24 protein-coding genes and 1 tRNA gene are annotated in these 25,579 nt (G+C 55.5%); 14 read left to right on the top strand and 11 right to left on the bottom strand.

The annotated features are described in order from the left end of the window. Positions 1-78 precede the first annotated feature (78 nt). A tRNA-Met gene (locus GA830_RS00290) sits at positions 79-155 on the bottom strand. 241 nt (positions 156-396) lie between these two features. On the opposite strand from GA830_RS00290, the gene GA830_RS00285 reads away from it, so the two are divergent. Next, positions 397-1,350: a Gfo/Idh/MocA family protein gene (locus GA830_RS00285; protein ID WP_195163173.1), complete on the top strand. Its 954-nt coding sequence runs from the start codon at positions 397-399 to the stop codon at positions 1,348-1,350. 20 nt (positions 1,351-1,370) lie between these two features. Here the strand turns inward: GA830_RS00285 and mnmA are convergent, their stop codons facing one another. Next, positions 1,371-2,564 carry a tRNA 2-thiouridine(34) synthase MnmA gene (gene mnmA, locus GA830_RS00280; RefSeq protein WP_195163172.1) on the bottom strand — a complete coding sequence of 398 codons (1,194 nt, stop codon included), beginning with the start codon at positions 2,562-2,564 and terminating at the stop codon, positions 1,371-1,373. Positions 2,565-2,870: 306 nt separating this feature from the next. On the opposite strand from mnmA, the gene sciP reads away from it, so the two are divergent. Continuing rightward, on the top strand, positions 2,871-3,146 hold the full coding sequence (sciP, locus tag GA830_RS00275; RefSeq protein WP_006203587.1) for a CtrA inhibitor SciP: 276 nt from the start codon (positions 2,871-2,873) through the stop codon (positions 3,144-3,146). Positions 3,147-3,640: 494 nt separating this feature from the next. Here the strand turns inward: sciP and GA830_RS00270 are convergent, their stop codons facing one another. Beyond that, positions 3,641-4,018 carry a flagellar export protein FliJ gene (locus GA830_RS00270; protein WP_195163171.1) on the bottom strand — a complete coding sequence of 126 codons (378 nt, stop codon included), beginning with the start codon at positions 4,016-4,018 and terminating at the stop codon, positions 3,641-3,643. Positions 4,019-4,453: 435 nt separating this feature from the next. Between GA830_RS00270 and ctrA the strand changes: the two genes are divergently transcribed. Continuing rightward, positions 4,454-5,149: a response regulator transcription factor CtrA gene (gene ctrA, locus GA830_RS00265; RefSeq protein WP_195163170.1), complete on the top strand. Its 696-nt coding sequence runs from the start codon at positions 4,454-4,456 to the stop codon at positions 5,147-5,149. Positions 5,150-5,224: 75 nt separating this feature from the next. On the opposite strand, the gene GA830_RS00260 is transcribed toward ctrA, so the two are convergent. After that, positions 5,225-5,590, bottom strand: a complete 366-nt coding sequence (locus GA830_RS00260) for a response regulator (RefSeq protein WP_195163169.1) — start codon at positions 5,588-5,590, stop codon at positions 5,225-5,227. 137 nt (positions 5,591-5,727) lie between these two features. Beyond that, positions 5,728-6,357 carry a histidine phosphotransferase ChpT gene (gene chpT, locus GA830_RS00255; RefSeq protein ID WP_195163168.1) on the bottom strand — a complete coding sequence of 210 codons (630 nt, stop codon included), beginning with the start codon at positions 6,355-6,357 and terminating at the stop codon, positions 5,728-5,730. A 330-nt stretch (positions 6,358-6,687) separates the two neighbouring features. Between chpT and GA830_RS00250 the strand changes: the two genes are divergently transcribed. Continuing rightward, positions 6,688-7,269, top strand: a complete 582-nt coding sequence (locus GA830_RS00250) for a DUF1134 domain-containing protein (protein ID WP_195163167.1) — start codon at positions 6,688-6,690, stop codon at positions 7,267-7,269. A 155-nt stretch (positions 7,270-7,424) separates the two neighbouring features. Beyond that, positions 7,425-8,525, top strand: coding sequence for a hypothetical protein (locus GA830_RS00245; RefSeq protein WP_195163166.1), 1,101 nt, complete (start codon positions 7,425-7,427; stop codon positions 8,523-8,525). Here the strand turns inward: GA830_RS00245 and GA830_RS00240 are convergent. From GA830_RS00240 to choX, 6 genes are all read right to left on the bottom strand, one after another. Beyond that, a complete protein-coding gene (locus tag GA830_RS00240; protein WP_195163165.1) occupies positions 8,473-9,339 on the bottom strand; it encodes a TrmH family RNA methyltransferase in 867 nt (288 codons plus the stop codon). The two genes, GA830_RS00245 and GA830_RS00240, sit on opposite strands and share 53 nt — an antisense overlap. 49 nt (positions 9,340-9,388) lie before the next feature. Continuing rightward, positions 9,389-9,739, bottom strand: coding sequence for an ArsR/SmtB family transcription factor (locus GA830_RS00235; RefSeq protein WP_195163164.1), 351 nt, complete (start codon positions 9,737-9,739; stop codon positions 9,389-9,391). A gap of 494 nt (positions 9,740-10,233) precedes the next feature. Further along, the gene (locus GA830_RS00230) at positions 10,234-10,995 is read right to left on the bottom strand and encodes a 3-hydroxyacyl-CoA dehydrogenase (RefSeq protein WP_195163163.1); all 762 of its coding nucleotides are present in this window, start codon (positions 10,993-10,995) and stop codon (positions 10,234-10,236) included. Between the two features lie 138 nt (positions 10,996-11,133). Then, positions 11,134-12,315: a choline ABC transporter ATP-binding protein gene (choV, locus tag GA830_RS00225; protein ID WP_195163162.1), complete on the bottom strand. Its 1,182-nt coding sequence runs from the start codon at positions 12,313-12,315 to the stop codon at positions 11,134-11,136. Next, positions 12,312-13,166, bottom strand: a complete 855-nt coding sequence (choW, locus tag GA830_RS00220) for a choline ABC transporter permease subunit (RefSeq protein ID WP_195163161.1) — start codon at positions 13,164-13,166, stop codon at positions 12,312-12,314. Before choW ends, choV begins: the two co-directional genes overlap by 4 nt. A gap of 68 nt (positions 13,167-13,234) precedes the next feature. Beyond that, entirely contained in the window at positions 13,235-14,170 is a 936-nt protein-coding gene (gene choX / locus GA830_RS00215; RefSeq protein WP_195163160.1) for a choline ABC transporter substrate-binding protein, read from the bottom strand. A 216-nt stretch (positions 14,171-14,386) separates the two neighbouring features. Between choX and GA830_RS00210 the strand changes: the two genes are divergently transcribed. The 9 genes from GA830_RS00210 to GA830_RS00170 all read left to right on the top strand — a co-directional run bounded on the left by GA830_RS00210 (position 14,387) and on the right by GA830_RS00170 (position 25,522). Further along, positions 14,387-15,016, top strand: a complete 630-nt coding sequence (locus GA830_RS00210; RefSeq protein ID WP_195163159.1) for a thymidine kinase — start codon at positions 14,387-14,389, stop codon at positions 15,014-15,016. Continuing rightward, the gene (locus GA830_RS00205) at positions 15,013-15,483 is read left to right on the top strand and encodes a hypothetical protein (RefSeq protein ID WP_195163158.1); all 471 of its coding nucleotides are present in this window, start codon (positions 15,013-15,015) and stop codon (positions 15,481-15,483) included. The genes GA830_RS00210 and GA830_RS00205 overlap by 4 nt, the downstream gene beginning before the upstream one ends. A gap of 69 nt (positions 15,484-15,552) precedes the next feature. Then, positions 15,553-16,641, top strand: a complete 1,089-nt coding sequence (locus GA830_RS00200) for a hypothetical protein (protein ID WP_195163157.1) — start codon at positions 15,553-15,555, stop codon at positions 16,639-16,641. 11 nt (positions 16,642-16,652) lie between these two features. After that, entirely contained in the window at positions 16,653-17,798 is a 1,146-nt protein-coding gene (locus tag GA830_RS00195) for a hypothetical protein (protein WP_195163156.1), read from the top strand. 56 nt (positions 17,799-17,854) lie between these two features. Then, on the top strand, positions 17,855-19,765 hold the full coding sequence (locus GA830_RS00190; RefSeq protein ID WP_195163155.1) for an ATP-binding protein: 1,911 nt from the start codon (positions 17,855-17,857) through the stop codon (positions 19,763-19,765). A 39-nt stretch (positions 19,766-19,804) separates the two neighbouring features. Further along, positions 19,805-21,091 carry a DUF6638 family protein gene (locus GA830_RS00185; RefSeq protein ID WP_195163154.1) on the top strand — a complete coding sequence of 429 codons (1,287 nt, stop codon included), beginning with the start codon at positions 19,805-19,807 and terminating at the stop codon, positions 21,089-21,091. A 108-nt stretch (positions 21,092-21,199) separates the two neighbouring features. Beyond that, entirely contained in the window at positions 21,200-22,345 is a 1,146-nt protein-coding gene (locus tag GA830_RS00180; protein WP_195163153.1) for a DUF2333 family protein, read from the top strand. 155 nt (positions 22,346-22,500) lie between these two features. Next, a complete protein-coding gene (locus GA830_RS00175) occupies positions 22,501-24,180 on the top strand; it encodes a formate--tetrahydrofolate ligase (protein WP_195163152.1) in 1,680 nt (559 codons plus the stop codon). 82 nt (positions 24,181-24,262) lie between these two features. Continuing rightward, the gene (locus GA830_RS00170) at positions 24,263-25,522 is read left to right on the top strand and encodes a DUF2254 domain-containing protein (protein WP_195163151.1); all 1,260 of its coding nucleotides are present in this window, start codon (positions 24,263-24,265) and stop codon (positions 25,520-25,522) included. The last annotated feature ends 57 nt before the right edge of the window (positions 25,523-25,579 follow it).

Here is a 25,579-nt window from a genome sequence, read left to right as displayed (position 1 = left end):
CGCGTGCATCCCACTAAATGAGACCGCATTTGAACACCTGTTTTCTTCCTACAGCTTGGTAATTCAGTCTCGATTCAATGGTAGCGGAGGAGGGATTCGAACCCCCGACACAAGGATTATGATTCCTCTGCTCTAACCAACTGAGCTACTCCGCCACTTTGGCAGATGCGTGAGGGCCGGTGCCGCAGAGGAGCGGGAGGCCCGGCCACTGCCGAAGTCGCGCGGATATAAGGTGGCGGGTGCAAAGCTGTCAAGCGTTGTGGGGCCGGTCAGTAAAAAGGTTTCAAGGCGGGTGACCACACAATCAAACGATTGCCGACAGCTGATCGGGTTCGGGGTTGAGTTCCCGGCGGGCGACCGGTATGTCTCCGCCACACTTTTCTGGCTACGGTATTGATGAAACCGCGCATCGCAGTTCTTGGTTGCGGCTATTGGGGCAGCAACCATATTCGAACACTGAAATCACTGGGCGTCCTCCACGCGGTCTCCGACGCCAACCTTGCACGCGCCGAGGGTTTTGCGAGTGAGCAGAACTGCCTCGCTGTTTCGCCGGATGATCTATTCACGCACAGTGATGTAGACGCCATCGTGATGGCGCTGCCGCCACAGTTTCATGCAGCGCTTTCCATCAAGGCTGTCGAAAACGGCAAGGATCTTCTGGTGGAGAAACCGATAGCGCTTACTGTGCCCGATGCCGAGCGCGCTGTTGAGGCTGCCAGGGCTGCGGGACGCGTTTTCATGGTTGGCCATGTGCTGCGCTTTCATCCGGCTTTTGAGATGCTCAAAACACTGATCGACGATGGAGAATTAGGTGAGGTAAAATATATCCACTCGCATCGACTAGGGTTGGGTAAATTCCACACAGAAAATGATGCTCTGTGGGATTTGGCGCCGCATGACCTTTCGATGATCCTGGCGATCACGGGGACAGAGCCGACGGAAATTCGCGGCGAGGGGGCAGCGCTGCTGGATCATCTGAGCGATTTCGCGCATTTGCACATGCGTTTTCCGGGCGGCTTGCGCAGCCATCTATTCACATCGCGGCTCAATCCCTATCGCGAGCGGCGCTTGACCGTCGTCGGGACCAAGGCGATGGCTGTGTTCGACGATGTCGAACCATGGGAGCGCAAGCTGGCGGTCTACCGCCATGCGGTGTGGCAGGATAGCGGCCACTGGGCGTTTACTCAGAACGAACCGTCCTATGTGCCTGTCGAAGAGGGTATGCCTTTAACGCGTGAACTGGAGCACTTTATTTCCTGCATCCAAACACGTGCCAAGCCACGAACCGACGGCGAAGAAGCGGTGCGCGTGCTGAAGATTCTGACAGCAGGCACTGTCCTGCACGACTGACGTACCCGTGGGTTAGAAAGTTATTCGGCGGGGATATGCGCTGGCATCTCGGCCAATCGGTTCAACATCGCCTCGGCGTCCGCACCGCGCTCCGAGCGCTGGATGAAACCGCCTCCAAAGACCCGAGCTTCATCGCTATCATCGCTGTAGAGCACGCAAGCCTGTCCCGGGGCGATGCCGGATTCGCCATCGGCGAGCTCAACCCAGACATTTCCTACGCTATTGTGAAGCATGGCCGGTCTTGGTGGACGGGTCGAGCGTACCTTGGCGAATAGCTCCAAACCATCTGAAGGAATGTCATCAAGAGCGATGTCACCTAGCCAGTTCATGTTTCTGAGGTAGATCTTGTGCGTTTCAAGCGCCTCCCGTGGGCCGACAACCACGCGGGCACGCTCGGCATCGAGATGGACGACATAAAGAGGCTCGCTTGATGCGATGCCGATGCCCCTGCGCTGGCCGATTGTGTATCGTAAAATACCCTCATGATGCCCTAAAACCCGTCCATCGAGGTGAACAATTTCACCCGGTGAGGCAGCCAGTGGCTTCAGTTTGGCGATGATATCGGAATATTTTCCCTGTGGCACGAAACAGATGTCCTGGCTGTCGGCCTTGTTTGCGACGGTCAGTCCCATTTTTTCGGCCATGGCGCGCACAGCGGGCTTTGGCATTTCTCCGAGTGGGAAACGTAGGTAGTCGATCTGCGCCTGCGTTGTTGCAAACAGAAAATAGCTCTGGTCTCGTTCAGCATCTACCGGGCGATAAAGAGCTCGGTTGGCACCGTTGGGGCGGCTGCGGATATAATGGCCGGTGGCCAGTGCGTCGGCGCCAAGTTCCTGCGCGGTCGCCAGCAGGTCGGCAAATTTCACCGTTTGATTGCAAGACACGCATGGAATCGGCGTTTCGCCGGCTATATAACTTTCGGCAAACGGATCGATAACAGACTTGCGGAAGCGCTCTTCGTAATTCAGCACGTAATGCGGAATGCCCAATGTTTCGGCCACGCGCCGGGCGTCTTCTATATCCTGGCCGGCGCAACATGAACCCGTGCGGTGGGCGGCCTTGCCATGATCATAGAGTTGCAGCGTAATGCCGACGACATCATAGCCTTCGCTCTTCAAGAGGCCCGCGACCACGGACGAATCAACGCCTCCCGACATCGCGACAACAATGCGATTGTCTCCGGGCTTTCCGGGGAGGTCCAGGCTGTTCTTCATATCAATCGGATTCCGTAGCGATTTTTGGAGGCGTCCAATGCCAATAGCGAGAATATAGGTCAAGCCGTACCAGAGCGCCACCTGCAGCGGTCAACGACAGAAACCCACTGGAGTTTTTGGTCTCTGGTTCTGGCCGTTTTCCGGGGAGATTCAAGTTGAATTGAATTGCCTCGAGCCGCCTAACCAAGTGTTGACCGTCCTTAACTATCGTTACGTTTCACTTACCAAGCGCTTAGGCAATTTTTAAAGGCATGCCGGTATGGTGAACATCGATTGGGTCTTTGTGTGTTTTGTGTAGAGAGTAGAATGACCGATCTGGTTAGACCACGAGTTAAATATGTTATCGGGCCTGACGGCAGTCCACTTACGATTGCTGATCTTCCGCCTACGAATACGCGGCGCTGGGTTATCCGGCGTAAAGCGGAGGTTGTTGCAGCGGTGAGAGGGGGGTTGCTCAGCCTGGAAGAAGCCTGTCAACGCTATAAACTCACAACAGAGGAGTTTCTGTCGTGGCAAGCATCGATCGATGAGTACGGCCTGGCCGGCTTGCGAACAACGCGGATTCAACAGTACCGGCACTGATATAGCTGTCGAAAATACAGACAAACCGGCTCTCGCGCCGGTTTTTTTGTGTTCAAGGTGCGGGGTCGTGCTTCATTGACGTTTATGTAAGTGCAGCGCGACTGAGGGTGCGACGAACTACAGTCCGGGCTTCGTGAGAGTGATAGCAAACGGCCGCCCGTCTTAATGGATATAACTTAAGCCACCAGCGGTGTCTTCCATTTTGATCTTCGCGCGCATAAGCGCTCATTATGTAGGAGCGCTATCTTCAACTGCGGGAGAATGATGGCCGATATCCAGCCTTGTGCCCAGCAATGACGATTCGTCTGCAATTAATAGAGCAACTCAACGTGGAGCAATGTCAACGCGATGCCGAGTGCAAAGCAGAGTGGATAATTGCCAGCATTCCACGCTATAACCGAAGCATAATTCTATGAACACCAAGGGAAGCGTGACAACTTTGCGGCCAGGAATGCAGTGGGCCGACTGGCAGACGGCGTAGGTTAAAGTTCGTTTCAGCCGATCATGGCACTACGATTGTCGGTGCCGGTCTCGCGCATTTTCGTATCACGCGACTCGAGCAATTCCGCCTTCGCCAGCTCCGCTTCAGCTTCGCCAAGTATGGCTTCGGCAGCGCTTTTCTGTTGTGCGAGGTCAAATTGCGAATTTTTAAGATTGTCGCGTCGCAATCGCGCTGCCTTGGCGAAGGTCGGGTACGCGAAATGATTGATGTCGGTGATGCCGGCCTTCTTTTCCTCGGCGACGATCTGCACTTCAAGTTCGGTCGCCATCCTGTCGAATTCGGCGATCATCATGTCGAGTTGAAGAAGCTGGCGCCGCTTCTCCGTGACCTGGAACTGTTTCAGCCGAACAAGGTTTTCGCGTGACTTCATGTCTCGGTACTCCAACACAGTTACTCAGGCCTCGTGGCCGTACTCACATCAAACGCTGCCCAGCTACCGGATTTCGAACCTTATCGAAAACAAAATGCTAAGATTCTGGTCCGCCGGTAACCATTCGTTTACGGGCATTGTTAATCATACGCGTCAGGACTTAAGGCTCGGTAAAAATTCCTGACCCATTTTTCGGATACAACCGGTGGGGAAAGAAGTACCAACGCCTAATTTATCAGAGTGCCGTGTTAACGTCGGGTAAGCGAAATTCGCTACTAGATTCAATAAGGTGTCGCGAAAAGCTAAAAAATCTGATATCGCTTGTGTCGCGGAATTAGATTTTGTTAACCATTCGGTGGCAGCCTCCGGTTCAGGCAATCACTGCACCAGTCCCTAGATGCGATGGGCGGGCTGGGTGCAGAAAAGGGGAATGAAATGCGTGTTTTGCTGATTGAAGACGACAGTGCGACCGCACAAAGCATCGAGCTGATGCTGAAATCGGAAAGCTTCAACGTCTATACGACGGACCTTGGAGAAGAGGGCGTCGATCTCGGCAAGCTCTACGATTATGACATTATTCTGCTCGACCTGAATCTTCCCGATATGTCCGGCTATGAAGTGTTGCGTACGCTCAGGCTGTCCAAGGTCAAGACGCCGATTCTGATCCTCTCCGGCATGGCCGGGATCGAGGACAAAGTACGAGGCCTCGGTTTTGGCGCGGACGATTACATGACGAAGCCGTTCCATAAGGACGAACTCGTTGCCCGCATTCACGCGATCGTTCGCCGCTCGAAAGGCCATGCACAGTCTGTTATCACAACTGGTGACCTCATCGTGAATCTGGATGCCAAGACTGTAGAAGTCGGTGGTCAGCGCGTGCATCTGACCGGCAAAGAGTATCAGATGCTGGAGTTGCTTTCCTTGCGCAAAGGCACAACCCTCACCAAGGAAATGTTCCTCAACCATCTCTACGGTGGCATGGATGAGCCGGAACTGAAGATCATCGACGTCTTCATCTGCAAGCTGCGTAAGAAGCTTGACGCTGCATCAGGCGGGCAGAATTACATCGAGACAGTCTGGGGCCGCGGTTACGTATTGCGCGAGCCCGAAGAAATTCGCGAAAGCGCTTAGTCCCGGTGCTGTTCGGCATATGCGGGACGGCTGACTTGCCGCTGGCTAAGCTCTCGTCGCCTCGCGGTCACGCCGTTAGTGGCCAGAGCTAAGATTTCGAAAACTTTCAAGCAATTGCGACCGGTCAAAGGGTTTAAGTAAGTAACCCTGCGCTCCGGCGCGCTTGGCGCGCATAATAGCGCCGATGTCCACAGTTGTGAGGCAAATTGCGATACGAGGGACAGATCCCCCTTCGATCGCCCGCACCCGCCGAATGAATTCGGCTGCGTTGACATCTGCGAGGGCGCCGTCAACGATGACAATGTCAGGCATTTCGTGAGCGCAGAGGTTCAGTGCGTCTGTGCCTGTCGCGGCTTCAACCACCAACATATCAACGCCCAGAATTCTCTTGGCTACCTTGCGGATGACGCTCGAATTATCGACGAACAGGCACCGTTTCATTATAAGACCCCCTCTGACACTCATGCGGGAGCGCAGCCGATGGCCGATGATGCTCCTGTTAGTCACATCAGAGCAGGAAAATGGAAATATAGTGTTGTCAGTGAAGCTACGTCATCGCTTTTTTGCGGCAAAAAGGATTAAGCTGCGGTAAGTACGATTTCATCCGCAGTCGCGTGGATCGAAATCGTCATGGCTGCTTCGCGTGCCATTAAAAGCGTGTAGTAGGGTTGAACCGCATGGGCGTCGATGGCTTCTTCGGGCCTATTGCCTGAGTGCATCTCCAGAAATTTCGGCGGCACGCGGACCATTGGACCACTCGCCACGAGTGTGAATTTTGGGCTCGTCTCGACATCATCGAGCGTCACCGTGATCTTCCCGCCGCGGGGAATTGCACCGTTTGCGATGAGGATCAGGTTCAGCAGCAACTTGACCTTGTTCTTGGGAAGCAGCGCGCGGCCACCTGCCCAAACCAGTTCAGGTTTTTCGTTTTTCAGAAACCCGATGGCAACTGCCTCAGCGTCGCCGGTATCGATCAGCATCCCTGCAGAGCCTGCCGCACCGAATGCAATGCGGGCGAACTGCAATCTTGCAGATGCGTTTCGAGCGCTGATGCGAATAAGGTTCATGGCGTCTTCATCAGCACCTCCCTCATCCAGCAGTTCCAGCCCGTTGTTGATTGCGCCAACGGGTGAAATGATATCGTGGCACACACGGCTGCACAAAAGCGCAGCGAGGTCGGGTGCAGACAGGGTAAAGAGCTCAGCCATAAATTTGTCCTCGCAAAAATTGCAGCATTGCCGCGTTGGCAACCGCCCTGCCGCCTAGCGAATCATATCTGTTCGCACCTGCAAACTGGATACACAGCGTGTGCGCCAGCTTCAAGAAAAGCGTTATATATAATGCAGAAATGACCCCCCCAGAGCATTTCGAGCCAATTGTGCCCGCTGTCATTCCCTTTGGTCTGCCATCATAGTGGCGGAATTTAATGGTTGAAAAAGGATTGCGGCATAGCCTCGAATTGTACCGAATCAAGAAACCGCAAGAGTTTAGATCGGCAGAGGCATCAGCAGAACGTGCTCCCATACGGAGATTGGAACATGTATCCCAGATTCTACACCCGGAGCTTGATCCGGATATTCGCGGCGCTGGCTGCGGCGCTCATGGCTATGGTTTGTTTGTCATCTGCGAGCAGGGCCGACGGCTACACGGCACAGGAAATAGTCAATACCGGTCATTCTTTCTTTGGCGCTACCTCGGGTGGCTTGGCGACTGTGGTGGAAAAAGCTTTTTCCTCTTATGGGCTGCCAAACGGATATGTCTTGGGAGAAGAGGGTTCGGGCGCGCTGGTGGGTGGGCTCACCTATGGCGAGGGCAAGCTCTACACCAAGAATGCGGGTGACCATAACGTGTTTTGGCAAGGTCCATCGCTTGGGTGGGATTTTGGTGGTCAGGGGTCGCGAACCATGATCCTGGTTTATAATCTCGACGATACCAGCAATTTGTATCGGCGCTTCGTCGGCGTTTCCGGATCTGCGTATGTCGTGGCAGGGCTCGGATTTAACGTGCTTAAGAACGGGAATATGCTTCTGGTTCCAATCCGAACTGGTGTCGGCGCGCGGCTTGGTGTGAATATCGGCTATCTGAAACTGACACAGGGGCCGACCTGGAACCCGTTCTGAACGGTCATCTCGCTACTGAACTGCATCGACTTGACTCGAAAGGGTGTAGCGGGCGAAGCAACTTGTTGTTGATCGGGATAAGTCCTCGGAGCAGGTGATCGCAGGTGATCCAGTCGTTGCTTTTTTTCGTACTCGGCGCTTTGTGTGCGGGCTTTGTGGCGCTTGTCATCGTGCCGGTAGTGCTCGATCGCTCCGGCGCTCTGACGCGCAAGAAAATCATAGCGTCAATGCCATTGTCGTTGGACGAGATCCAGGCGCTAACGGATAAAGCGCGAGCAGAAGCGGCATTGTCAGTGCGGCGGCTTGAAATCACGGCAAAATCGCTGAAGGAAAAATCCAACGCTCAGATGGTAGAGGTCAGCCGGAGCCGTGAGGAAATCAAGCGGCTGGGCGTAGAGATGGCCACCAAGGTTCAATCGATCGGGAAACTGGAGGCACAAACTGCCGAGTTGAAGGCTGATCTTGACGAGCGTAGCGGCCAGGTAAGCCATCTATCTAGTCAACTTGGCGCGGCCGAAGATCTGATCGAGCAAAAAAATGAGGAACTGCACCATCTCGCCAAGGCGCATGAAGAGGTCAGTCTTATTTCGAGTGGGCGACAGATTGAGATTGCGGGCCGAGAGTCAGAAATCGAAAGAATGTCGACGGATAACTCACGCCTGCGCGCTGCCGTACGCGAGATTGAAGACAAACTGCGCATCTCTGACGATACGACTGAGCACCATTTATATGCACTGAAAACGCAGACCAAGCGGGTGGCCGACCTAGAGAAAAAGATTGAGAAGATGCTGTCAAAGCTGACGGATAGGGAAGAGAAGCTGGAGCGGCGCGAGCGGGAACTGGCTCAACTTAGGCAGGAACGTGCAAACGCCGTACCCTTCGCAGAAGCACCTGGCCGTTCGCGTGTCGCACTCGCTGGGTCGCCGGGCGAACTCGATGTCAACAGACAAGCGGCAGAGCGCGACCGCTTGGAGGTTCGACTTACGGCGTTGACCCGCGAGAATAAAAAATTGAGGGCTCAAAATGCTGCGGACGCAAGCCCCCCCCCGATCGCTTTTGGTGGTGCTGCGCTGCGCGAAGAGATCCATCAATTGGCTGCTCAAGTCGTGAAACTGGCTGCGAACCTTGACGACCCCAATTCGCCAATTAAAAAAACGCTGGCGACGCGGCCAGCTCTTCCCGGAAATGCCCCTGGCTCGACTCTCAGTCTTGCCGAGCGGGTGCGCGCGCTCCAGAAAGCTGCCTCGAGTACTTAAGGTCAGCAATCTGCGTGTCGCTCTGCTGAAAGTGGTGTAGCGCTATTGCTGAAGCAGCTGCCACGTTGAGGCTATCGAAGCCCGGCGCCATCTCAATGCGTGCGGTTTTCAATTGAGCCATCAACGTCGGTGGCAGGCCCTCACCTTCGGTGCCGAGATATAGGGCTGTTCGATTGCTGCGGCGGATGTCACGAATGTCTGTTGTGCCCGCAGGCGAAAGAGCAAACTGCTCGAACCCGAGATGTGTGAGCGTATTCATAATTTCAGAAGCAGTCCCACCGACGGCGAACGGCACTCTCAGAACTGCGCCAACCGATACCCGAATAGATTTCCGGTAGAGCGGGTCGCATGACGTTTCGTCGAGCAAGACCGCGTCTGCACCGAACGCTGCCGCGTTGCGGAAGATTGCGCCCATGTTGTCATGGTTAGAGATGCCAACGAGGACAACAATCAATGCTTCGGTTGCAAGAGCCTCCAAAACCTCTGAAACTCCATCGGCCACGCGTTTTCGACCGACGGCGAGAACTCCGCGATGTACGTGGAAACCAGTAATCTGGTCCATCACGTTAGCAGAAGCTGTGTAGACAGGAAGGTTGCTGGTGGACTGATACAGTGCCGCGCGGACGCCGTCGAGACGATTTTCAAGTATCAGAACTGATTCTACATCGAACCGTTTGGCAGAAAACAAAACGTTGAGAACGACTTTTCCCTCGGCAACAAATAGTCCATCCCTTCCAGTCAGATCGCGTTCCCGAATTTTATGGTATGCTGCAATCCGCGGATCGTTCGGATCGTCAATGTGACAAATCTGCATTGGACCAACGACTCTCAAATGGAACCAATGAAGTTTCAACTAAATGCAGTCAAGTGCCCGCAGCGGCAAGCGAAGGTAATGGTAGCTCTGTGGACTCTGATTCACCTGACTCTCCGTAGATGTCGTCGAGTGTAAGAAACAGACGGCGTACGGCGACGGATTTGCAGCTGTAGTAAATCATTTGCCGGTCGCGTCTTGTTTCGACCAAATTGCAACTGCGCAGTTTCGCGAGATGCTGGGAGAGAGCGGATTGGCTGAGCGACACTCGATCGGCGATGGCGCCTACCGAAAGTTCACCGTCCAATAAGTAGCTCACGATCAACAAACGTTTGCTGTTGCCAAGCAACGTCAAGAACTCAGCAGCCCTGTCGACATTTCGAACTAGCTTGGTGGAAATCATTGAATCCCCCGAGTTTTAGGGTTTATCCTGGCGCTAGGGGGCAATAGCGCAGGGAGAGAAATTGGCGACATATATTCACTAGCGTGAATACACCGCAACCTACCTGACTTTGCGTAAAGGGCAAGGGAGGGGGAGCATTATGCTTTCGAATTTGTGTACGAGAGAGGCGAGTGATCACGAAACCTGACATTGAAGAATCCGTTTAAAAACAGTTTCTTGGTTTGAATATCGATATGCCAAATGACTGCAAAGGGACTCGTCGACGTCCACAGAAAGTTGCCCGGAGGTTTTCAAATAAGGTGGCGGATCCTGCGTTGCGCTCGCGAATCAGCATATTCTCTCAGTTGCAATTGGTTGTAAAAAAATATCGTTCTGCGGATCTGTTAACTGGCTACGACGACTAATCGTGATCGGCGTTAGCCTGCAAGCTTCTCATGTCCGTGGAGCGCGAGTATAGATCAAATCCACCGAGTCAGAAGTGATGGACGCTTGCCCTATCTCGGAGCCATTCTGATCGCGCCATCTAGCCGGATGGTCTCGCCGTTCAGCATCTGGTTCTCGATGACATGGACGGCGAGGGCGCCATATTCGGATGGTTCACCCAACCGCGAAGGGAAGGGCACCGATGCGCCGAGGGAATCCTGCACCTCCTGCGGCATGCCCATCAGCATGGGAGTTTTGAAGATTCCGGGCGCGATGGTGACAACACGGATGCCTGAGCGAGCGAGGTCGCGCGCAACTGGCAGCGTCATTCCGACAATCCCGCCTTTAGACGAAGCGTAGGCAGCCTGACCGATCTGGCCGTCATAAGCGGCGACGCTCGCGGTGTTGATGATGACGCCGCGCTCTCCACTTTCCATCGGATCGAGGTTCTGGGTACGGTCGGCGACCAGCCTTATCATGTTGAATGTGCCGATCAGATTGACCTCGACTACCTTGCGGTATGCGTCGAGGGGGTGCGGCCCGTCCTTGCTCAATGTCTTGATGCCGATCGCAATGCCGGCACAGTTGACCAGGATGCGTGGTTCGCCGAGGCGCTTTGCAACATCGGCAACTGCAGCCTCTCCGCTCTGCGCGGATGAAACGTCGCATTTTACAGCGATACCGCCGATGTCAGCAGCGACCGCTTCTGCGCGATCCATGCCGATGTCGAGAATAGCAACCCTGGCGCCTTTCGCAGCAAGTGCCCGCGCTGTTGCTTCGCCCAGGCCTGAGCCGCCGCCGGTTACAATTGCGATGTGTCCAGACGGGTTCATAAGGTCGTTCTCCGTATTGCCGTGGTGGTATCTGTTCGTTGACGTGAATCGCGTTAGCGCATGGATGCCGGAGATGGAAGATGGCAAAGGCAGGCAGCCGAGGTCTATTCGATCGCTTGGCGTCCTGCGCACGCCACCTCAGCGACGGAGCACCGCGCTCAGGACGTCGCGCACACCTATCGAGCCCATGAAGCGGGATTGTTCATCAAAGATCGCAACGGGGGCCGTCTGGGATCGGTGCATGGCTAGCATCACCGTCTTGAGTGGTGTTCCGGGTTTAGCCCAGAACACGATGGGCTCGTCTCGCGGGGTGTCGACGTCGTCACAGGAGGTCCAGACTGCTGGTCTTTCGTTGCGCTCAGCAGCAATCACAAGATTATTCTTGTCTATCTTGAAGCGCGTAGTGTTGCGCCGGTCCAGCCATAGCCAGCCACCCCGTCCAGCGCCCTCCAGATCGCGGCGATCGCGCATGACGTTCCACGCGGTGAGAACCGAGAGCGGGTTCACGTTGGCGATGAAATCACGCACGTAATCGTTGGCCGGACGCAGAACGATGTCTTCTGGCGCGCCTGTCTGGACGATGTGGCCGCCTTCCATGATGGTAATATGGCTGCCTATCTTCAGGGCTTCTTCGAGGTCGTGGCTGACAAAGACAATGGTTTTCTTCAACTGCTCCTGCAGTTGCAGCAACTCGTCCTGAAGTTTTGTTCGGATCAGCGGATCGAGGGCGGAAAACGGCTCGTCCATCAAAAGGATCGGCGCTTCCGTGGCGAAAGCGCGGGCAAGGCCGACACGCTGCTGCATGCCGCCGGAGAGCTCATGGGCGTATTTTTTCGCCCACTGTCCCAGGTTCACGAGTTCGAGTTGCCGGGCGACGCGCTCGCGACGCTCCCGTTCAGGGACCCCGGAGAGTTCAAGACCAAGGCCGACATTTTCCTCGACCGTTCGCCAGGGTAAAAGGCCGAACTGCTGGAACACCATGGCGACGCATTCGCGGCGGATTTTTCGCAGCTCCTGCTCGCTGCACGAGACAACATCGGCGGACCATTCGCCGTCGTTTACAATCACCTCACCACGCGTCACCTTGTTGAGGCCGTTCACGGCACGAAGCAGCGTGGATTTTCCCGAACCGGAGAGGCCCATCAAGACAGAGATCTCGCCGTGATTTACCGCCAGACTGGCGCCGGCACAGCCGAGCACGTTGCCGGTCTTGGAAAGAATTTCTGAACGGTCCGCACCAGCGTCGACCATGGCCAGTGCTTCTGTCGGGTCATCACCGAAGATGATGTCGACATTCTTGAAATCGACGGCGATGCTCATTTCTTTTCTCCGACGCCGATGCGCGTCATGCGGTCGAGCACGATTGCCAGGATGACGATGGCGAGGCCAGCTTCAAGACCGAGATCGATGCGGCGTGAGCCAAGTGCCCGATTGATTTCCGTGCCGAGGCCGCCAGCGCCGATCAGCGCGGCAAACACGACCATGGAGAGGGACAGCATTATGGACTGCGTGAGGCCCGCCATGATGGTGGGTAGGGCCGCGGGCAATTCGATCTTCCACAAAAGCTGTCTTTTGGTGGCACCGAACGCTTCACCCGCTTCGATGATGGATGTGGGTACGGACGTTACACCCAGATGGGTAAGGCGCACGGCAGTCGGGATAACGAAAATGATGGTGACGATGAGGCCAGGCGCATTGCCGAGGCCAAACAGCGTCAGGACCGGGATGAGGTAGACGAAGGTAGGTAGTGTCTGCATCAAATCGAGTACCGGCAGCATCACTTTGTAGATTCGTTCATTGTGAGCCGCCCAAATACCGAGCGGCACCCCAATCGCCATGGATGCGCTGGCAGCAGCTACGACCAGCACAAGCGTCTCCACCGTCTGTTTCCATAGGCCCTGATTGAGAATGAACAGCAGGCCTAGCGCCACACCAATGGCCAACCCTTTCGACTTCTGCAGATACCAAGCGAACAGTGCCAGCAGCAAGATCAGCACCACAGGTGGAAGCACCAGAAGGCCATCGACAGTCCCATCTAAAAAGACATTGAGTCCACCGGAAATACCGCGGAAAAACGCGTTGAAATTATCGGTAAGGAATTCAAAGAACGCCTTGCCCCAGGCGCCGACAGGAATCTTCCAGGAGGCAAAAAAAGCCGAAAAAGGATCCATGTTCCCTCAATCTTAAGGGGCGGCTGGCTGCCGCCCCGTTTGCTCAACTATCCGGGAAAAGCCAAACCTCAACCGGCGAGCGCTGCCTTTACTGCGGCGGCAGCATCGCCACCGTCGAAAGTGGTAACGCCGTCCAGCCAGGGCGTGACCGCATCCGGGTTCTTCTTGAGCCAGTCCGAAGCCACTGTATCTGCGTTGCCGCCTTTGAGGATGGCGTCCATCATCTCATTTTCCATCGACAGCGTGAATTTGAGGTTTGAGATGAATTTTCCTGCATTAGGGCATTCAGCCACATAACCCTTGCGGACATTGGTGTGTACGGTCGCAGCCCCAAAACCGGAATCGCCCATTCCATCGAGATACACGATCTTCATCTCACCCATCACCGGGTGCGGCGTCCATCCGAGAAAGGCAACCCATTCGTTGGATTTCATCATCTGCTCGGCTTGCGTCAGCATGCCGGCCTCGGACGATTCTACTAGCTGAAAGCCTTCTAGCTTGTTTTCAGGTTTCGAAATCATGTCGAGGATGATGCGGTTGCCGTCGTTGCCAGCCTCGATGCCATAGATCTTCCCGTTGAACTTGTCTTTGAACTTCCCAAGGTCGCTCAGCGATTTGACGCCGCCCTCAGCAACGTAGGTCGGGACGACCAGGCCATAGCCAGCGCCTTCAAGGTTCTGGCTGACTGTCTCAACAGAGCCATCAGCGGTGTATTCCTTGATATCATTGGTCATCGACGGCATCCAGTTGCCCAAGAATACGTCCAGGTCCTTGTTCTTCAGCGATGCATAGGTGACCGGGACGGACAGTTGGATCACGTCTGGCTGATAGCCGAGTGCAGTCAACAGAACAGACGCTACTCCGGTGGTAGCCTGGATGTCCGTCCAGCCTACGTCGGAGAGCCGGACTTTCCTGCAACTGTCGGCATCGCCCGCAAAGGCCACACCGGAAGAAAGAACGACGGTGAGTCCAAGTGCTCCCGCGATTGTTTTTAGTGGTGACATTGTATCTGCTCCCATTTGGAATTCTTGTTTGGCTCAGCACTGCTGTTTACGGCGCCGGATTTGTTCAAGCCAAACATCATTCTGTTGCGTATTCAAGCGCCATGACCTTTCTGGACGCGTCGAAACGTGGTTTCGGAACGACAAGCCGCTCTTTTCGGTGGATGTGATGCGCAATGGGACTCCCCGGCTGACAAGGGTTTGAGTAAGACAGGCGCCATGGCGAAGCTCTATTTCCACTATGCGACAATGAATGCCGGCAAAACCACCATGCTTTTGCAAGCTTCCTACAATTACCGCGAGCGCGGCATGGCGACCATGCTGTTAGTGGCTGGCCATTATCGCAAAACGAACGATACCGGCGCGATCACGTCGCGTATCGGGCTGGAAGCGGATGCGGAGCTGTTTCGCGAGGGCGATGACCTCTTCGCACGCATTGGCGAGCATCATTGCCATACCCATCTGCATTGCGTGTTCGTAGACGAGGCGCAGTTTTTGGAAGAAGAGCAGGTGTGGCAGCTGGCACGCGTGGCCGACCGACTGGGAATTCCTGTCATGTGCTATGGGCTGCGAACCGACTTTCGTGGCAAACTGTTTCCCGGATCGCAGGCTCTGCTTGCTGTTGCCGACGAGTTGCGCGAGGTACGCACTATTTGCAGGTGTGGTCGCAAGGCCACTATGGTGGTGAGGCTTGGCCCCGATGGCAAGGTCGCGCGCCATGGCGCGCAAGTTGCCATCGGCAAGGATGTATATGTTTCGCTCTGCCGCCGGCATTGGGAAGAAGAAATGGGCCGCCAGAAATCTGACGACATGATCGGGTTTGGTGGCCAGAACAGGGAAACACCATGAGCGATTTCAGAACGCGATTTCTCAATGCAGATCTTGATCTCGCGGGAAAGCAGAAGCTTGACGGACTTGTCGAGGCACTTACATCGCTGGGCTTTTATACGCTCGATGATGATGATTCTGACGATGCGAGCGCCGAAAGCGAATTGTTCGAAGCACGCTTTGAACTTGACGATGACAGCGTGGATTTTGACGATCCTGCCGCAGTGGTGGATGCCATTGTGACACGGATCGAAAAGCTTTCAGGGGATGCACTGGCTCAGTGGAAGGGGCTGGAGTTGGCAACAATCGACAATGGGTTTGAAGTTATCAGTGGCGATGAAGGGCGCACATTTACGTTTGCGCCTGCACTCGTTGCACGCTGCGCAGCCCTTGGCCTAACACTTGCTGTTACGATTTATAGCGGTGACGGCGAAGATGGTTTGGACGAAGACGAAATTGACGATGGCGGAGAAGACAAGCTGAACTGAGCGAACTTCCCTTCGTCACAGGCTCCCCCTATATTCGCCTGACTTGACGCCACCCTCTAGGAGAGACGCATGGCCACGCTGCAGAATTTCGACACTGAGATTGCCCAGACAGAAGCTGTTGTAAAAGACATGCGGACGAAGATGGAGCAATCGAGCAGCGTGCTGGACAAGCTCGCCAGGACGGACCAGACGATTGGTCAGGCGGATTTTGATGTGGAGAACGCCCGCATCCAGGACGTTCTCACACAGCAGAAGGTGATGGAAACCAACATTGCTGATCTTATCATCGGGCTCGAGGACGCGACAAATGTGTTCGGGTCCGAATTTGAGAGCATGAAGAGCTATTCGGGCTGGGAAAAGTTTGTCGGCATATTCTCCCAGCAGCGCAAGCAACGCATGCGCAGCGAGCGGGTGCGCAACATGTCGCTTGCGGGCAATTTGCAGGAGCTTTTGTCCAAATCGGATAAGATTACCGGAATTTTGACCAACCAGAAGCAAGTTTTGGAAGCTCGTTATCAAACATCGGAAGCTAGCCTGACGAAGGTGATTGAACGGCGCAAGGCCGCGATGGAAAAGCTCGAAACGACGCAAAAGCGCATTGAAGAGCTTAACCCGGCGCTTCTCGACATAGAGAACCGCATTTCAGCTTCAACCAATCAGAAGGATCGCGCACAGCTGGAAGGCGAGCGCTCCAAGCTGGCGACAGATTACAATGAGGCGCAGGCCAAGGAGCAGGAACTGTTGGCCGAGAGCCAGACGCTGGAGCGCTATACGTCGATGTTCCAGACATTCGTGGATTCCCTCAACAACCAGATCGCAGCGCAGAATACCCTCATCAACAAGCTGACCATCGACACGGAGCAGCGCATCGTTCTCTACAAGGCGCTTGAAGATTCACTGAAGACGGCAGCGCAGCAGGATGTTGCCCATAAGATCAACACGCTGGGCAGCCAGGTGGACAACACGGCCGAGGAAACGATGGCCGGTATTGGTGCTGCCGCGCAGCGTCATATTGGAGATCTTCTGGAACAGCATGAGAAGAACATGGTGACGACGGCGGATATTCAACGGCGCAAGAAGCTTGCTGATGATGCCTTTGCCCGGCGATTTGACGATGTGATGAAGAAGCACAACGCCGCCGCCTATGTGAAGCAGTAATTTCGCCCAGCATGACACCCGAATCTGACGCTGCCACACGCTATTTCGACGCTATCTCAGCTGCGTTGAAGGGGCTGGACATCTATATGCGCGACGAGCGTTCAACGCTCTATCGCCATGATCTCGTGGCGAAGGTGGTGGCTGAATATATAGCGCAATTGGAGAAATCGTTCTCCTCCTGGCGCAACCGTCTGGCGTTCATGGCGACGTTCAAGATCTCACGGGCGGAGAGCGGATTTCCGGTTTTCCAGAATGTTCTGGAACTGGAAAACGACCGGCGACAGGCCAAGCAGCGGCTGGCCAGCCTACCCGAGCCAGACACATTGCGTGCAGAAATGGCCGATTTCATTTTGCGGCATAAGGAATTTCCAGCAAGCCTCCAGCAATCCATGGCTGAGCGGCTCTATCTGGAAGACATCAAGGATGGGGAAACCTTCGGCTCCTTTTCGCTGGCACAGACGGTGAAGGTTTCAGTCAATCCCAAGACCATGCGGCCATATTATCTGGTGCATTGGGCAAGCTATGATGGCAGCGCGAACCTGCCGCTGATTTATATGGCGACGGTGGAAGATTCTTCCGAAGGCATGATCCGCCAATTGGTTGGGGCGAATGGTCGGCTGAATGAGAAGGTGAATATTCCGCTGCCGGTGGAGGGGTTGCTCAATCCCGAGCTTGCGCATCGGTTCGATGATTTTACCGAGAAGAGCTCTGCCTATACGCTGTCACCAGCGACGATTGCCGGAAATCTCGACAAGGACTTTGCGGAGCTGCACCCCAAGCAATTGCGGCGCGTTGTTCTTGGCCCGTTTTATTCAGCGGGTATAACAGAGCATAATTCGACGGTTTCGGAAGTGCTGGCCAAGGTTCGCAAGCCTGAAAATGCATGGCTTCTTACCTGGACCGTACAGGAGGTTTATTCCAAATCCGAAAAGCCTGGCCGTAAGGGGCTATGGTCCAGCGAGCCTGCATCCGAGGAATTCTTTATCAATACGGACGATCTGGAAGCCGCCAGGCAGGGCGTTTCTGCTTTCGAGAAGCATGCACTTATCCCGCATGAAGCCTATCAGGTCCTTTATGCTGCCGGTGAAGCGCAGAAGATATTCAAGGATTACGAGGTTCACATTCTGTCCAATGGGCAGGTGATTTCAGATGTCTGAGGCAGGTTCGGCAAAGGACCTCTCAGGTTTGCCAATCATTTTGCGGGGCACATGACATGGACGCAGGTCTGACCACGATTGCCGAAGCCGATATTGAGAAGCACCGCGCTACTGCGCAATTGATGATCACACGCTTCGTGGTGATGGAGGATGCCTCGGCGAAATCCGGCACGGCGCTTGCCGGCACAGGACGGCGGTTTGTCTCGACCGTTTCAACGAGCGCGTTGCGTAATACGCGTGAAGTGGAACTGGTGAAAACGGTTGCAGGCATCAGGCCTGACGACCAGTTGATGTCGATTGGCCAGCATAGTGTGCTCTACCGTGCTCGCCGAGGCATTGCGGTGGCGCTGGCGGTGGCTGGTGTGTTTGCTGAAAGCACGGATCTGGAAGCGTTGCAGGCAAGGAACTCGCGGGCGCCGCTTGAGGGGGAGGATGCGAGCCATTTCAAGAAGCTTCTCTCAGCCTCAGCCTATGTTGCAGCCTTCAGCCTCGCCAGCTATCTGCTTCAGCTGATCGACAGCGATGGTGACGCGCCGAATGATATTGGCGCCCCGGAGTTCCTGTTCGACAGCCCACAGGATGCCTTAAAGAGCCTGATTGCGGGTCTCGACCGCGCCATTGCAGGGGTCAAGGATGAGGCTGATCTGGCAAGGCGTGCGCGCGCGTTTGCGCGAACCGCGATTGATGGACTTCTAGCGCGCAGGGGTCGCTTTGACGGGCTTGGCGCATTCGATAATGCGCATATCCGCATTGATGCCGACGATTTCACGCTGGATGGTTTCGACATTGCGCCGGGCAAGCGCTCAAAACCGTTGGTGATGACGTTCAAGAAACCGGAGGAAGTGGTTGGCAACCACATTGCCAAATACCAGTCGGTCAAACTTGCCAAAATGCTTGTCGCTTATGATTTCGACCGGGAGCTGAACCCGTTTGTTGAGCTTGGCGGATTCCTGTTCACATTTATCGGTGATGGCGCGCCGGGCACAGGCAAGACGACGCTGATCCAGATGATAGCTGGCCTTGTCAATAATTATGCGCAGGTGGGCGGCTATCCGTTTTTCTATGAGAATTTCGGCGTTGACCAGATCTCGTCCTATCAGGGCAAGTCCGGCCAGAACTGCCGTCAGTTCATCACCAATGTGTTGAACCCGCGCGTCATTGGCTTTGGCACGATTGATGATATCGACCAAGTTGCGGCCAAACGCTCGGATGACCGCGCTTCGGCTGGGCAGCAGGAAATTACCGGTGTTTTGATGGATGCGTTTGCAGGCGCTTCGACGGTGGTGCGCGGCAATTGCTCATTCGGCATGTTTTCCAACTATCCGGAGAATGTGGATGATGCGCTGCGCCAGCGAGCCAGTGCGCGTTGGTTGGTGGACGGGCCACAGACGCGAGATGATTATATTGATATTTTCGTTCTGCTAGCCGGCAAGAACCATAAAATTGATCTGGGCAAGCATGATCTCTATGCCGCGCAGGAAATCCAGCGGGCGGTGAACGAGGCCTATGATACCCATGCGAAGCCGCAGGAAGAGGGGCTCGTGCGCGTTCATGAGCGCTTCCTGAAGGAGCAGGGCCAACCAAAGACGATGGCGGATATTGGCACCTATCTGCACATGATCAAGGAAGCCGAACCGCGCTTTACGGGCCGTGCTATCAAGAATGTTACGGATGCAATCAAGATGCGGGCGATGGATATCGAGCTGCCAGACGATTGGTTCGAAGCGCCAGAGCATTTTCTGCATAAGGACTACGATACCAAGAAGGCGATGATCGAGGAACTGCGCGGGCCCTTCAACATGGACATGGTGATGCAGGAGGTGAACCGCTACGCCGATTCTGAATTCCGCTATGCCGACAAGTCTGACGATGCCGCCGTGGAAAAGCTTTTGCGCGATACGCGGCTGCGCGAACGTGCGGCGCGCGAAATGGCGGAGTTGCAGAAAAAAGGTCTATGGAATGCTTGAGGTTGTGCGCCATGATACCGACCAGTGGGGAGGGGGATAATGAACCTCTTGCGCGACAATGACCTCATTTATGGCCGCTTGCAGCAGGTGGATGAGCCGCATCTGATTGCGCGCTACAACAAGGCGCTCGTGGCTTTTGGGTTGAAGCCAACCGAGCTTGAGAGTTTCGAGATCGACCGAACGGGTTTCTCGCCACAGGTGGCGGAGGAGTTGGGGGATTTGCTTTATCTCGACCCCAATGAAATCAACCGGCGCTTCATCATTCTGACACCCTCTCAGGCTGGATTGCCTGTGGTGCATACGGCGTTCTCAAACACGTCGCAGCTTCTCTACGAGTTCATGACGAAGAACAGCCGCGCAATCGACGCGCTGACGATCAAGGATGTCATCTATGGCGAGATCGAGGATTCGGTCTCAAAGGTTGAAGACATTGAGGATTTGCTGTCGATCAACCAGGTTGAGTTCAAGGTTTTGTCTGCCGAGGATGTGCTGGGCAAAGCATCCGAGCTTGCCACCCTTATTGACCGGCTGAAGCAAGAGCCTGACGCCTGGCGCGACAATGGGATGCTTGAACGCATGGTCGAACTGGCCAAGGTGACCGGCGATATTCGCGAGAATGCTCTGGTGCCGGATCATGTGATCTTCCGGCATAATGCTTTCTGGACCAGCCATTTTGGCGGGCTTTACGTATTCATTGATCCGGGCATGACGACGGTGATCAGTGATCCATCGGCGCCGGGATTCCGCCGTTCACGGCCATGGCAGGTGAGTTATCTGTCGATCAATGACACGGAGCTTGTTTTCCGGTTCCTGGCTGAGACAGGGCGCATTGAACTGCCGCGCGCTTCGTGGGTGGAGAGTTCTGGCTATCTTGAACACCGAGCGGAAATGGTCATCAGGTCGCTCATCCATCAGAGCGAACCGCAGCGCAACATTGCGCGCGCCGACAAGGTTTGGCTGCAAACATGGATCCACGCGCATGCTGACATCATCAACAGTGACGGAGCGTTTCCGTTCCTCAACGCAGCCAAGCGCGAGATAGCGCAGCTCGGACAGATCAAGCTGGATGACGTGGAGCCCGGAAAGCGGTTTCTTGTCGTGCGCGCCGCGCCGGCGCATCCCGACGCATGGCTGACAAACCGCCTGATCTCGGAATTTGTGCCGACCGACTTCGTCTCGACATACGTTTTTAACAAGCAAGGTTTCTACAAGAACTATGAAAGCTACAATGAGTCCCAGAGGGCTGCGGTTGTGGAGCTTCTAAAAACAACATATTTGAAGGAAAAGGAGGCGTTTCGAATGCGTCTCTACGGTTTGTCCGACTAGTGCAGGGTTTAGTTGATTTGAGTCTGCAGCCTGCTCGAGGTCCTTGTTTTCACAATCTTTTCCAAAAAGTCCGCACCTTTTTGGGATCGCTCTTCAGGATGATGCACCATGCTTGACCCGATCGTGAATTTCTTCGTGCGCGTCTTCCAGTGGATCGGGCGTGGTATCGGTCTGTTGGTCGGCGTGATCTTATGGCCGTTCCTTTGGGTCGGACGCTGGTATGCCGGCAAAGGCTGGATTTTGCGGGCAATTGTCGGCGCACTCATCTTCGCGTTCGTGGCATTCTATGCCTATTTCATCTGGCAGACGCAGCATTGGGCCAATTTCAACCCCGATTATTCGGTGGAGCGCGCTAAGGAAAAAGTGCTAGCGGGTGAACCTGTTCCTGCCGGCACGGGCGATGCTTCGGCTAGCGCCACCGGTGGGGCGACGTCGCCCGCCACGAATGTCTGTAACCGTTCGGAAATCGTGGATGTGACGGCGGATCTCATCGACTTCAATGTCAATCAGAACGCCTGGATACCCTCCATGCTGGCGTCGAAGCTCGGCTTCTTTGGCATCGCGTGGAACCATACGCCGTTTCTGGACAACAAGGCCGCGTTCCAGCTTGGCATCAATCAGGTTCTGCGCCGGACGACCACCGAGCTGGTTGATACGCTAGGGCGCGCACGCGGAACCTCGCAGATTGACCAGAATCTGCAGGAGGCGCGCACCGGCCTAGCCTGGGACGAGAACGCCTGGTATATCGGCTGGCGCGGTCCTACGCGCCCCACCCCGAGTGTTTATCGTGAGGCTGAACGTAAGCTTCGCGCTTTCAATACCAGCCTGGAAAAGTGCCAGTCGACCTTCGACGCACGCGCCGACAATCTCATGCAGTTCCTCGACCGTATTTCCGGCGACATGGGTTCAACTTCCGACATCCTACGGGCACGCATGGAAGCTTCTAACGCCGGATGGTTTGATTTGAGGGCTGACGACCGGTTCTGGTTCGCCTACGGTCAGCTGTATGCCTATTACGGTATTCTAAGAGGAACGCGGGCGGATTTCTCAGCGATTATTCAGGAACGCAACCTAACCACCTTGTGGACGCGTATGGAAGAACAGCTGAGAACCGCACTCAACATGCAGCCGGGGCTTATTTCCAACGGGAATGAATCCAGCGCACTGTTTCCGTCGCATCTGGCCAATATGGGCTTCCACTTGCTACGCGCCCGCTCGCAGGCAATTGAAATTCGCTCGGTGCTTGATCGTTAGAACGAATTCGAGTTGGCAGGCGCTATTGCGGGACCTGTCGCATTCGGTGCATTCCGCGGCTGTTTTGAGACGGCGGAGCGGGATGGAGACTGGCTTGTATGCCAGCAACCGGGCGCGGCGTTTGCTTTAGCCTAACACCAAGGGGAGTAGCCGTTATGGCCGACGTAAAAAGCGACATCGAGATCGCGCGAGCCGCCAAGAAAAAACCAATTCAGGAGATCGGCGCCAAGCTTGGCATCCCGGTCGAGCATCTTCTGCCCTACGGCCATGACAAGGCTAAGGTTTCTGCTGAGTTCATCAAGTCGATGAAAGGCAAGAAGGACGGCAAGCTGATCCTTGTAACCGCGATCAACCCGACGCCGGCTGGTGAGGGTAAGACCACAACGACAGTGGGCCTTGGCGACGGGCTGAACCGGATCGGCAAGAAGGCGATGATCTGTATCCGCGAGGCGTCTCTCGGCCCGAACTTCGGCGTCAAGGGTGGCGCTGCCGGTGGTGGCTATGCTCAGGTGGTGCCTATGGAGGATATGAATCTCCATTTCACCGGCGACTTCCACGCTATCACGACCGCGCATAACCTGCTTTCAGCCTTGATCGATAATCACATCTACTGGGGTAACGAGTTGGGCATCGACACCCGTCGCGTTGTCTGGCGCCGTGTCATGGACATGAACGACCGGGCGCTGCGGGAGATCATCTGTTCTCTCGGTGGAGTGCCAAACGGGTTTCCGCGCGAGGCGGGTTTTGACATCACTGTCGCCTCAGAGGTGATGGCAATCCTTTGCCTTTCAACCGACCTCAAAGATCTTGAGAAGCGGCTTGGAGATATCATTGTTGCCTATCGGCGCGACAAAAGCCCGGTTTATGCCCGCGATCTGAAAGCCGATGGGGCGATGGCAGTACTGCTTAAGGACGCCATGCAGCCAAATCTGGTACAGACGCTGGAAAACAACCCGGCCTTTGTGCACGGCGGGCCCTTTGCCAACATCGCGCATGGCTGCAACTCGGTGGTTGCGACCACCACGGCGCTGAAACTGGCTGATTATGTGGTGACGGAGGCCGGCTTTGGCGCGGATCTTGGCGCCGAAAAATTCTTCGACATCAAATGCCGCAAGGCAGGACTGAAACCTGCTGCTGCCGTCATTGTGGCGACGGTGCGGGCCATGAAAATGAATGGCGGCGTGAAAAAAGAGGACCTTGGCGCCGAGAATGTCGAAGCGGTGAAGAAGGGCTGCCTAAACCTTGGCCGCCATATCGAAAACGTCAAACAGTTCGGCGTTCCAGCCATCGTGGCGATTAATCATTTCACCACTGACACGGATGCCGAAATTCAGGCGATGAAGGATTTTGTCGCGTCACTCGGCGCCGACGCTATCTTGTGCAAGCACTGGGCAAAGGGCTCGGAAGGTATTGAGGAACTGGCGCGCAAGGTTGTAGAAGTTGCCGAGTCGGATGCCTCGCAGTTTGCGCCGCTTTATCCGGACGAGATGAAGCTGTTCGACAAGATAAACACCGTGGTTCAACGCATCTATCGCGGTTCCGAGGCCATTGCCGACAAGAGCGTGCGCGATCAGCTGCACCAATGGGAAGCGGCGGGCTACGGGCATCTGCCTGTATGCATGGCGAAGACGCAGTATTCCTTCTCCACCGACCCTAACCTGCGTGGCGCGCCAACCGGGCACACCGTACCGGTGCGTGAAGTGCGCCTTTCAGCAGGTGCTGGCTTCGTGGTGGTGATCTGCGGCGAGGTGATGACCATGCCTGGCCTGCCCAGGGTGCCTTCGTCGGAGAAGATATTCCTGAACGATCAGGGCTATATCGAGGGGTTGTTCTAACGGCTGACGACCGCCCGCGTGATTGGACGCGGGCGGGACACCGCCCTAAAATAGGGTGATGGCAGCAGCAGGCGGAGCGGACATGATCTCGAAATGGCAATGGCTGCTGTCGCTCGTTACGCGGCGGCTGTGGTTCAGGGCTACCTTGATCTCGCTTTTAGCTGTGGGGGCGGCACTTTTGTCGCTGCTCATCTCGCCCTACCTTCCATTTGGCCTTTCCGCCAAAATTGGCGCTGATGCGGTGGACCGAATACTCGATATCATCGCCACAAGCATGCTGGCTGTGACCACGTTTTCGCTGTCGACGATGGTTGCCGCCTATTCGGCTGCCACGTCAAACGTGACGCCGCGCGCGACCAAGCTTTTGATCGAGGATTCCACCACGCAGAACGTGCTGGCGACTTTTGTCGGGTCTTTTCTCTACAGCCTTGTGGCGATCATCACGCTTTCCATGGGCGCCTATGGCGAACGCGGTCGGGTGGTTCTGTTCGTGGTCACCGTCCTTGTCATTTTCCTAATCGTGGCAACGCTGCTGCGATGGATCGATTATTTGCAACGGCTGGGCCGTGTCGGCGAAACCACCGATGTGGTGGAAGATGCCACGGTGCGGGCCATGCGGGCGCGGCGCAAGAAGCCGTATCTGGGAGGTCAGTTGCTGGCCGACCCCGTAATCGGAATTCCGGAAGGATGCCATCCGGTTTTTGCGCAACGGATAGGCTATGTGCAGCATATCGATACAGCTGCTATCGCGCATGCGGCCCGGTCTAATGGTGGGCGGGTGTACCTGTCGGTGCTGCCGGGAACATTTGTCGACCTGAAACGGCCGCTTGCCTGGTGTTCAAGTCTTGATCCGGCGGAGGATTTGACCGATATCCGCGATGCCTTCACCATCGCGACCGAGCGTACCTTCGACCAGGATCCACGCTTTGGCATGTCGGTGCTGGCTGAGATCGCCTCTCGCGCACTGTCGCCGGCGATCAACGATCCTGGTACGGCCATTGACGTAATCGGGCGCGCGGTACGGGTGCTTTCCGTATGGAGCGAGGAGACAGAGGAGAGCAAGGCGCAATATCCGAACATCTGGGTCCCGCAGATTACGCCCGCTGAACTTTTCAACGACATCTTTGTGCCGATTGCGCGCGACGGCCAGCATATGGTGGAGGTGCAGGTGCGGCTTCAGAAGGCATTTGCGGCGCTGGCCCGTTCTGCTGACCCCACTTATGTTGGCGAGGCGATGCGCCATTCGGCCGACGCACTGGCGCGCGCAGAGGCGGCGATGGCGTTTGGTCCTGATATTGCGCGGGTTCGGGACGCGTCGTCGCTGGTGGGGGTGACGGTGTAGGGCGCGGCGGTGCGGATGGGCAGATGACAACCTGTCGGGCGAGTGTTTGAAATCCGG

The sequence above is a fragment of the Mesorhizobium sp. NBSH29 genome (genome assembly GCF_015500055.1).
Lineage (GTDB): Bacteria > Pseudomonadota > Alphaproteobacteria > Rhizobiales > Rhizobiaceae > Neomesorhizobium.
This window is presented reverse-complemented; position numbering and strand designations above follow the sequence as displayed.

Coding starts and splice junctions, on each gene's coding strand:
- GA830_RS00285 (WP_195163173.1), top strand. CDS start 397: ATGAAACCGCGCATCGCAGTTCTTGGTTGCGGCTATTGGGGCAGCAAC.
- mnmA (WP_195163172.1), bottom strand. CDS start 2,564: ATGAAGAACAGCCTGGACCTCCCCGGAAAGCCCGGAGACAATCGCATT.
- sciP (WP_006203587.1), top strand. CDS start 2,871: ATGACCGATCTGGTTAGACCACGAGTTAAATATGTTATCGGGCCTGAC.
- GA830_RS00270 (WP_195163171.1), bottom strand. CDS start 4,018: ATGAAGTCACGCGAAAACCTTGTTCGGCTGAAACAGTTCCAGGTCACG.
- ctrA (WP_195163170.1), top strand. CDS start 4,454: ATGCGTGTTTTGCTGATTGAAGACGACAGTGCGACCGCACAAAGCATC.
- GA830_RS00260 (WP_195163169.1), bottom strand. CDS start 5,590: ATGAAACGGTGCCTGTTCGTCGATAATTCGAGCGTCATCCGCAAGGTA.
- chpT (WP_195163168.1), bottom strand. CDS start 6,357: ATGGCTGAGCTCTTTACCCTGTCTGCACCCGACCTCGCTGCGCTTTTG.
- GA830_RS00250 (WP_195163167.1), top strand. CDS start 6,688: ATGTATCCCAGATTCTACACCCGGAGCTTGATCCGGATATTCGCGGCG.
- GA830_RS00240 (WP_195163165.1), bottom strand. CDS start 9,339: ATGCAGATTTGTCACATTGACGATCCGAACGATCCGCGGATTGCAGCA.
- GA830_RS00235 (WP_195163164.1), bottom strand. CDS start 9,739: ATGATTTCCACCAAGCTAGTTCGAAATGTCGACAGGGCTGCTGAGTTC.
- GA830_RS00230 (WP_195163163.1), bottom strand. CDS start 10,995: ATGAACCCGTCTGGACACATCGCAATTGTAACCGGCGGCGGCTCAGGC.
- choV (WP_195163162.1), bottom strand. CDS start 12,315: ATGAGCATCGCCGTCGATTTCAAGAATGTCGACATCATCTTCGGTGAT.
- choW (WP_195163161.1), bottom strand. CDS start 13,166: ATGGATCCTTTTTCGGCTTTTTTTGCCTCCTGGAAGATTCCTGTCGGC.
- choX (WP_195163160.1), bottom strand. CDS start 14,170: ATGTCACCACTAAAAACAATCGCGGGAGCACTTGGACTCACCGTCGTT.
- GA830_RS00210 (WP_195163159.1), top strand. CDS start 14,387: ATGGCGAAGCTCTATTTCCACTATGCGACAATGAATGCCGGCAAAACC.
- GA830_RS00205 (WP_195163158.1), top strand. CDS start 15,013: ATGAGCGATTTCAGAACGCGATTTCTCAATGCAGATCTTGATCTCGCG.
- GA830_RS00200 (WP_195163157.1), top strand. CDS start 15,553: ATGGCCACGCTGCAGAATTTCGACACTGAGATTGCCCAGACAGAAGCT.
- GA830_RS00195 (WP_195163156.1), top strand. CDS start 16,653: ATGACACCCGAATCTGACGCTGCCACACGCTATTTCGACGCTATCTCA.
- GA830_RS00190 (WP_195163155.1), top strand. CDS start 17,855: ATGGACGCAGGTCTGACCACGATTGCCGAAGCCGATATTGAGAAGCAC.
- GA830_RS00185 (WP_195163154.1), top strand. CDS start 19,805: ATGAACCTCTTGCGCGACAATGACCTCATTTATGGCCGCTTGCAGCAG.
- GA830_RS00180 (WP_195163153.1), top strand. CDS start 21,200: ATGCTTGACCCGATCGTGAATTTCTTCGTGCGCGTCTTCCAGTGGATC.
- GA830_RS00175 (WP_195163152.1), top strand. CDS start 22,501: ATGGCCGACGTAAAAAGCGACATCGAGATCGCGCGAGCCGCCAAGAAA.
- GA830_RS00170 (WP_195163151.1), top strand. CDS start 24,263: ATGATCTCGAAATGGCAATGGCTGCTGTCGCTCGTTACGCGGCGGCTG.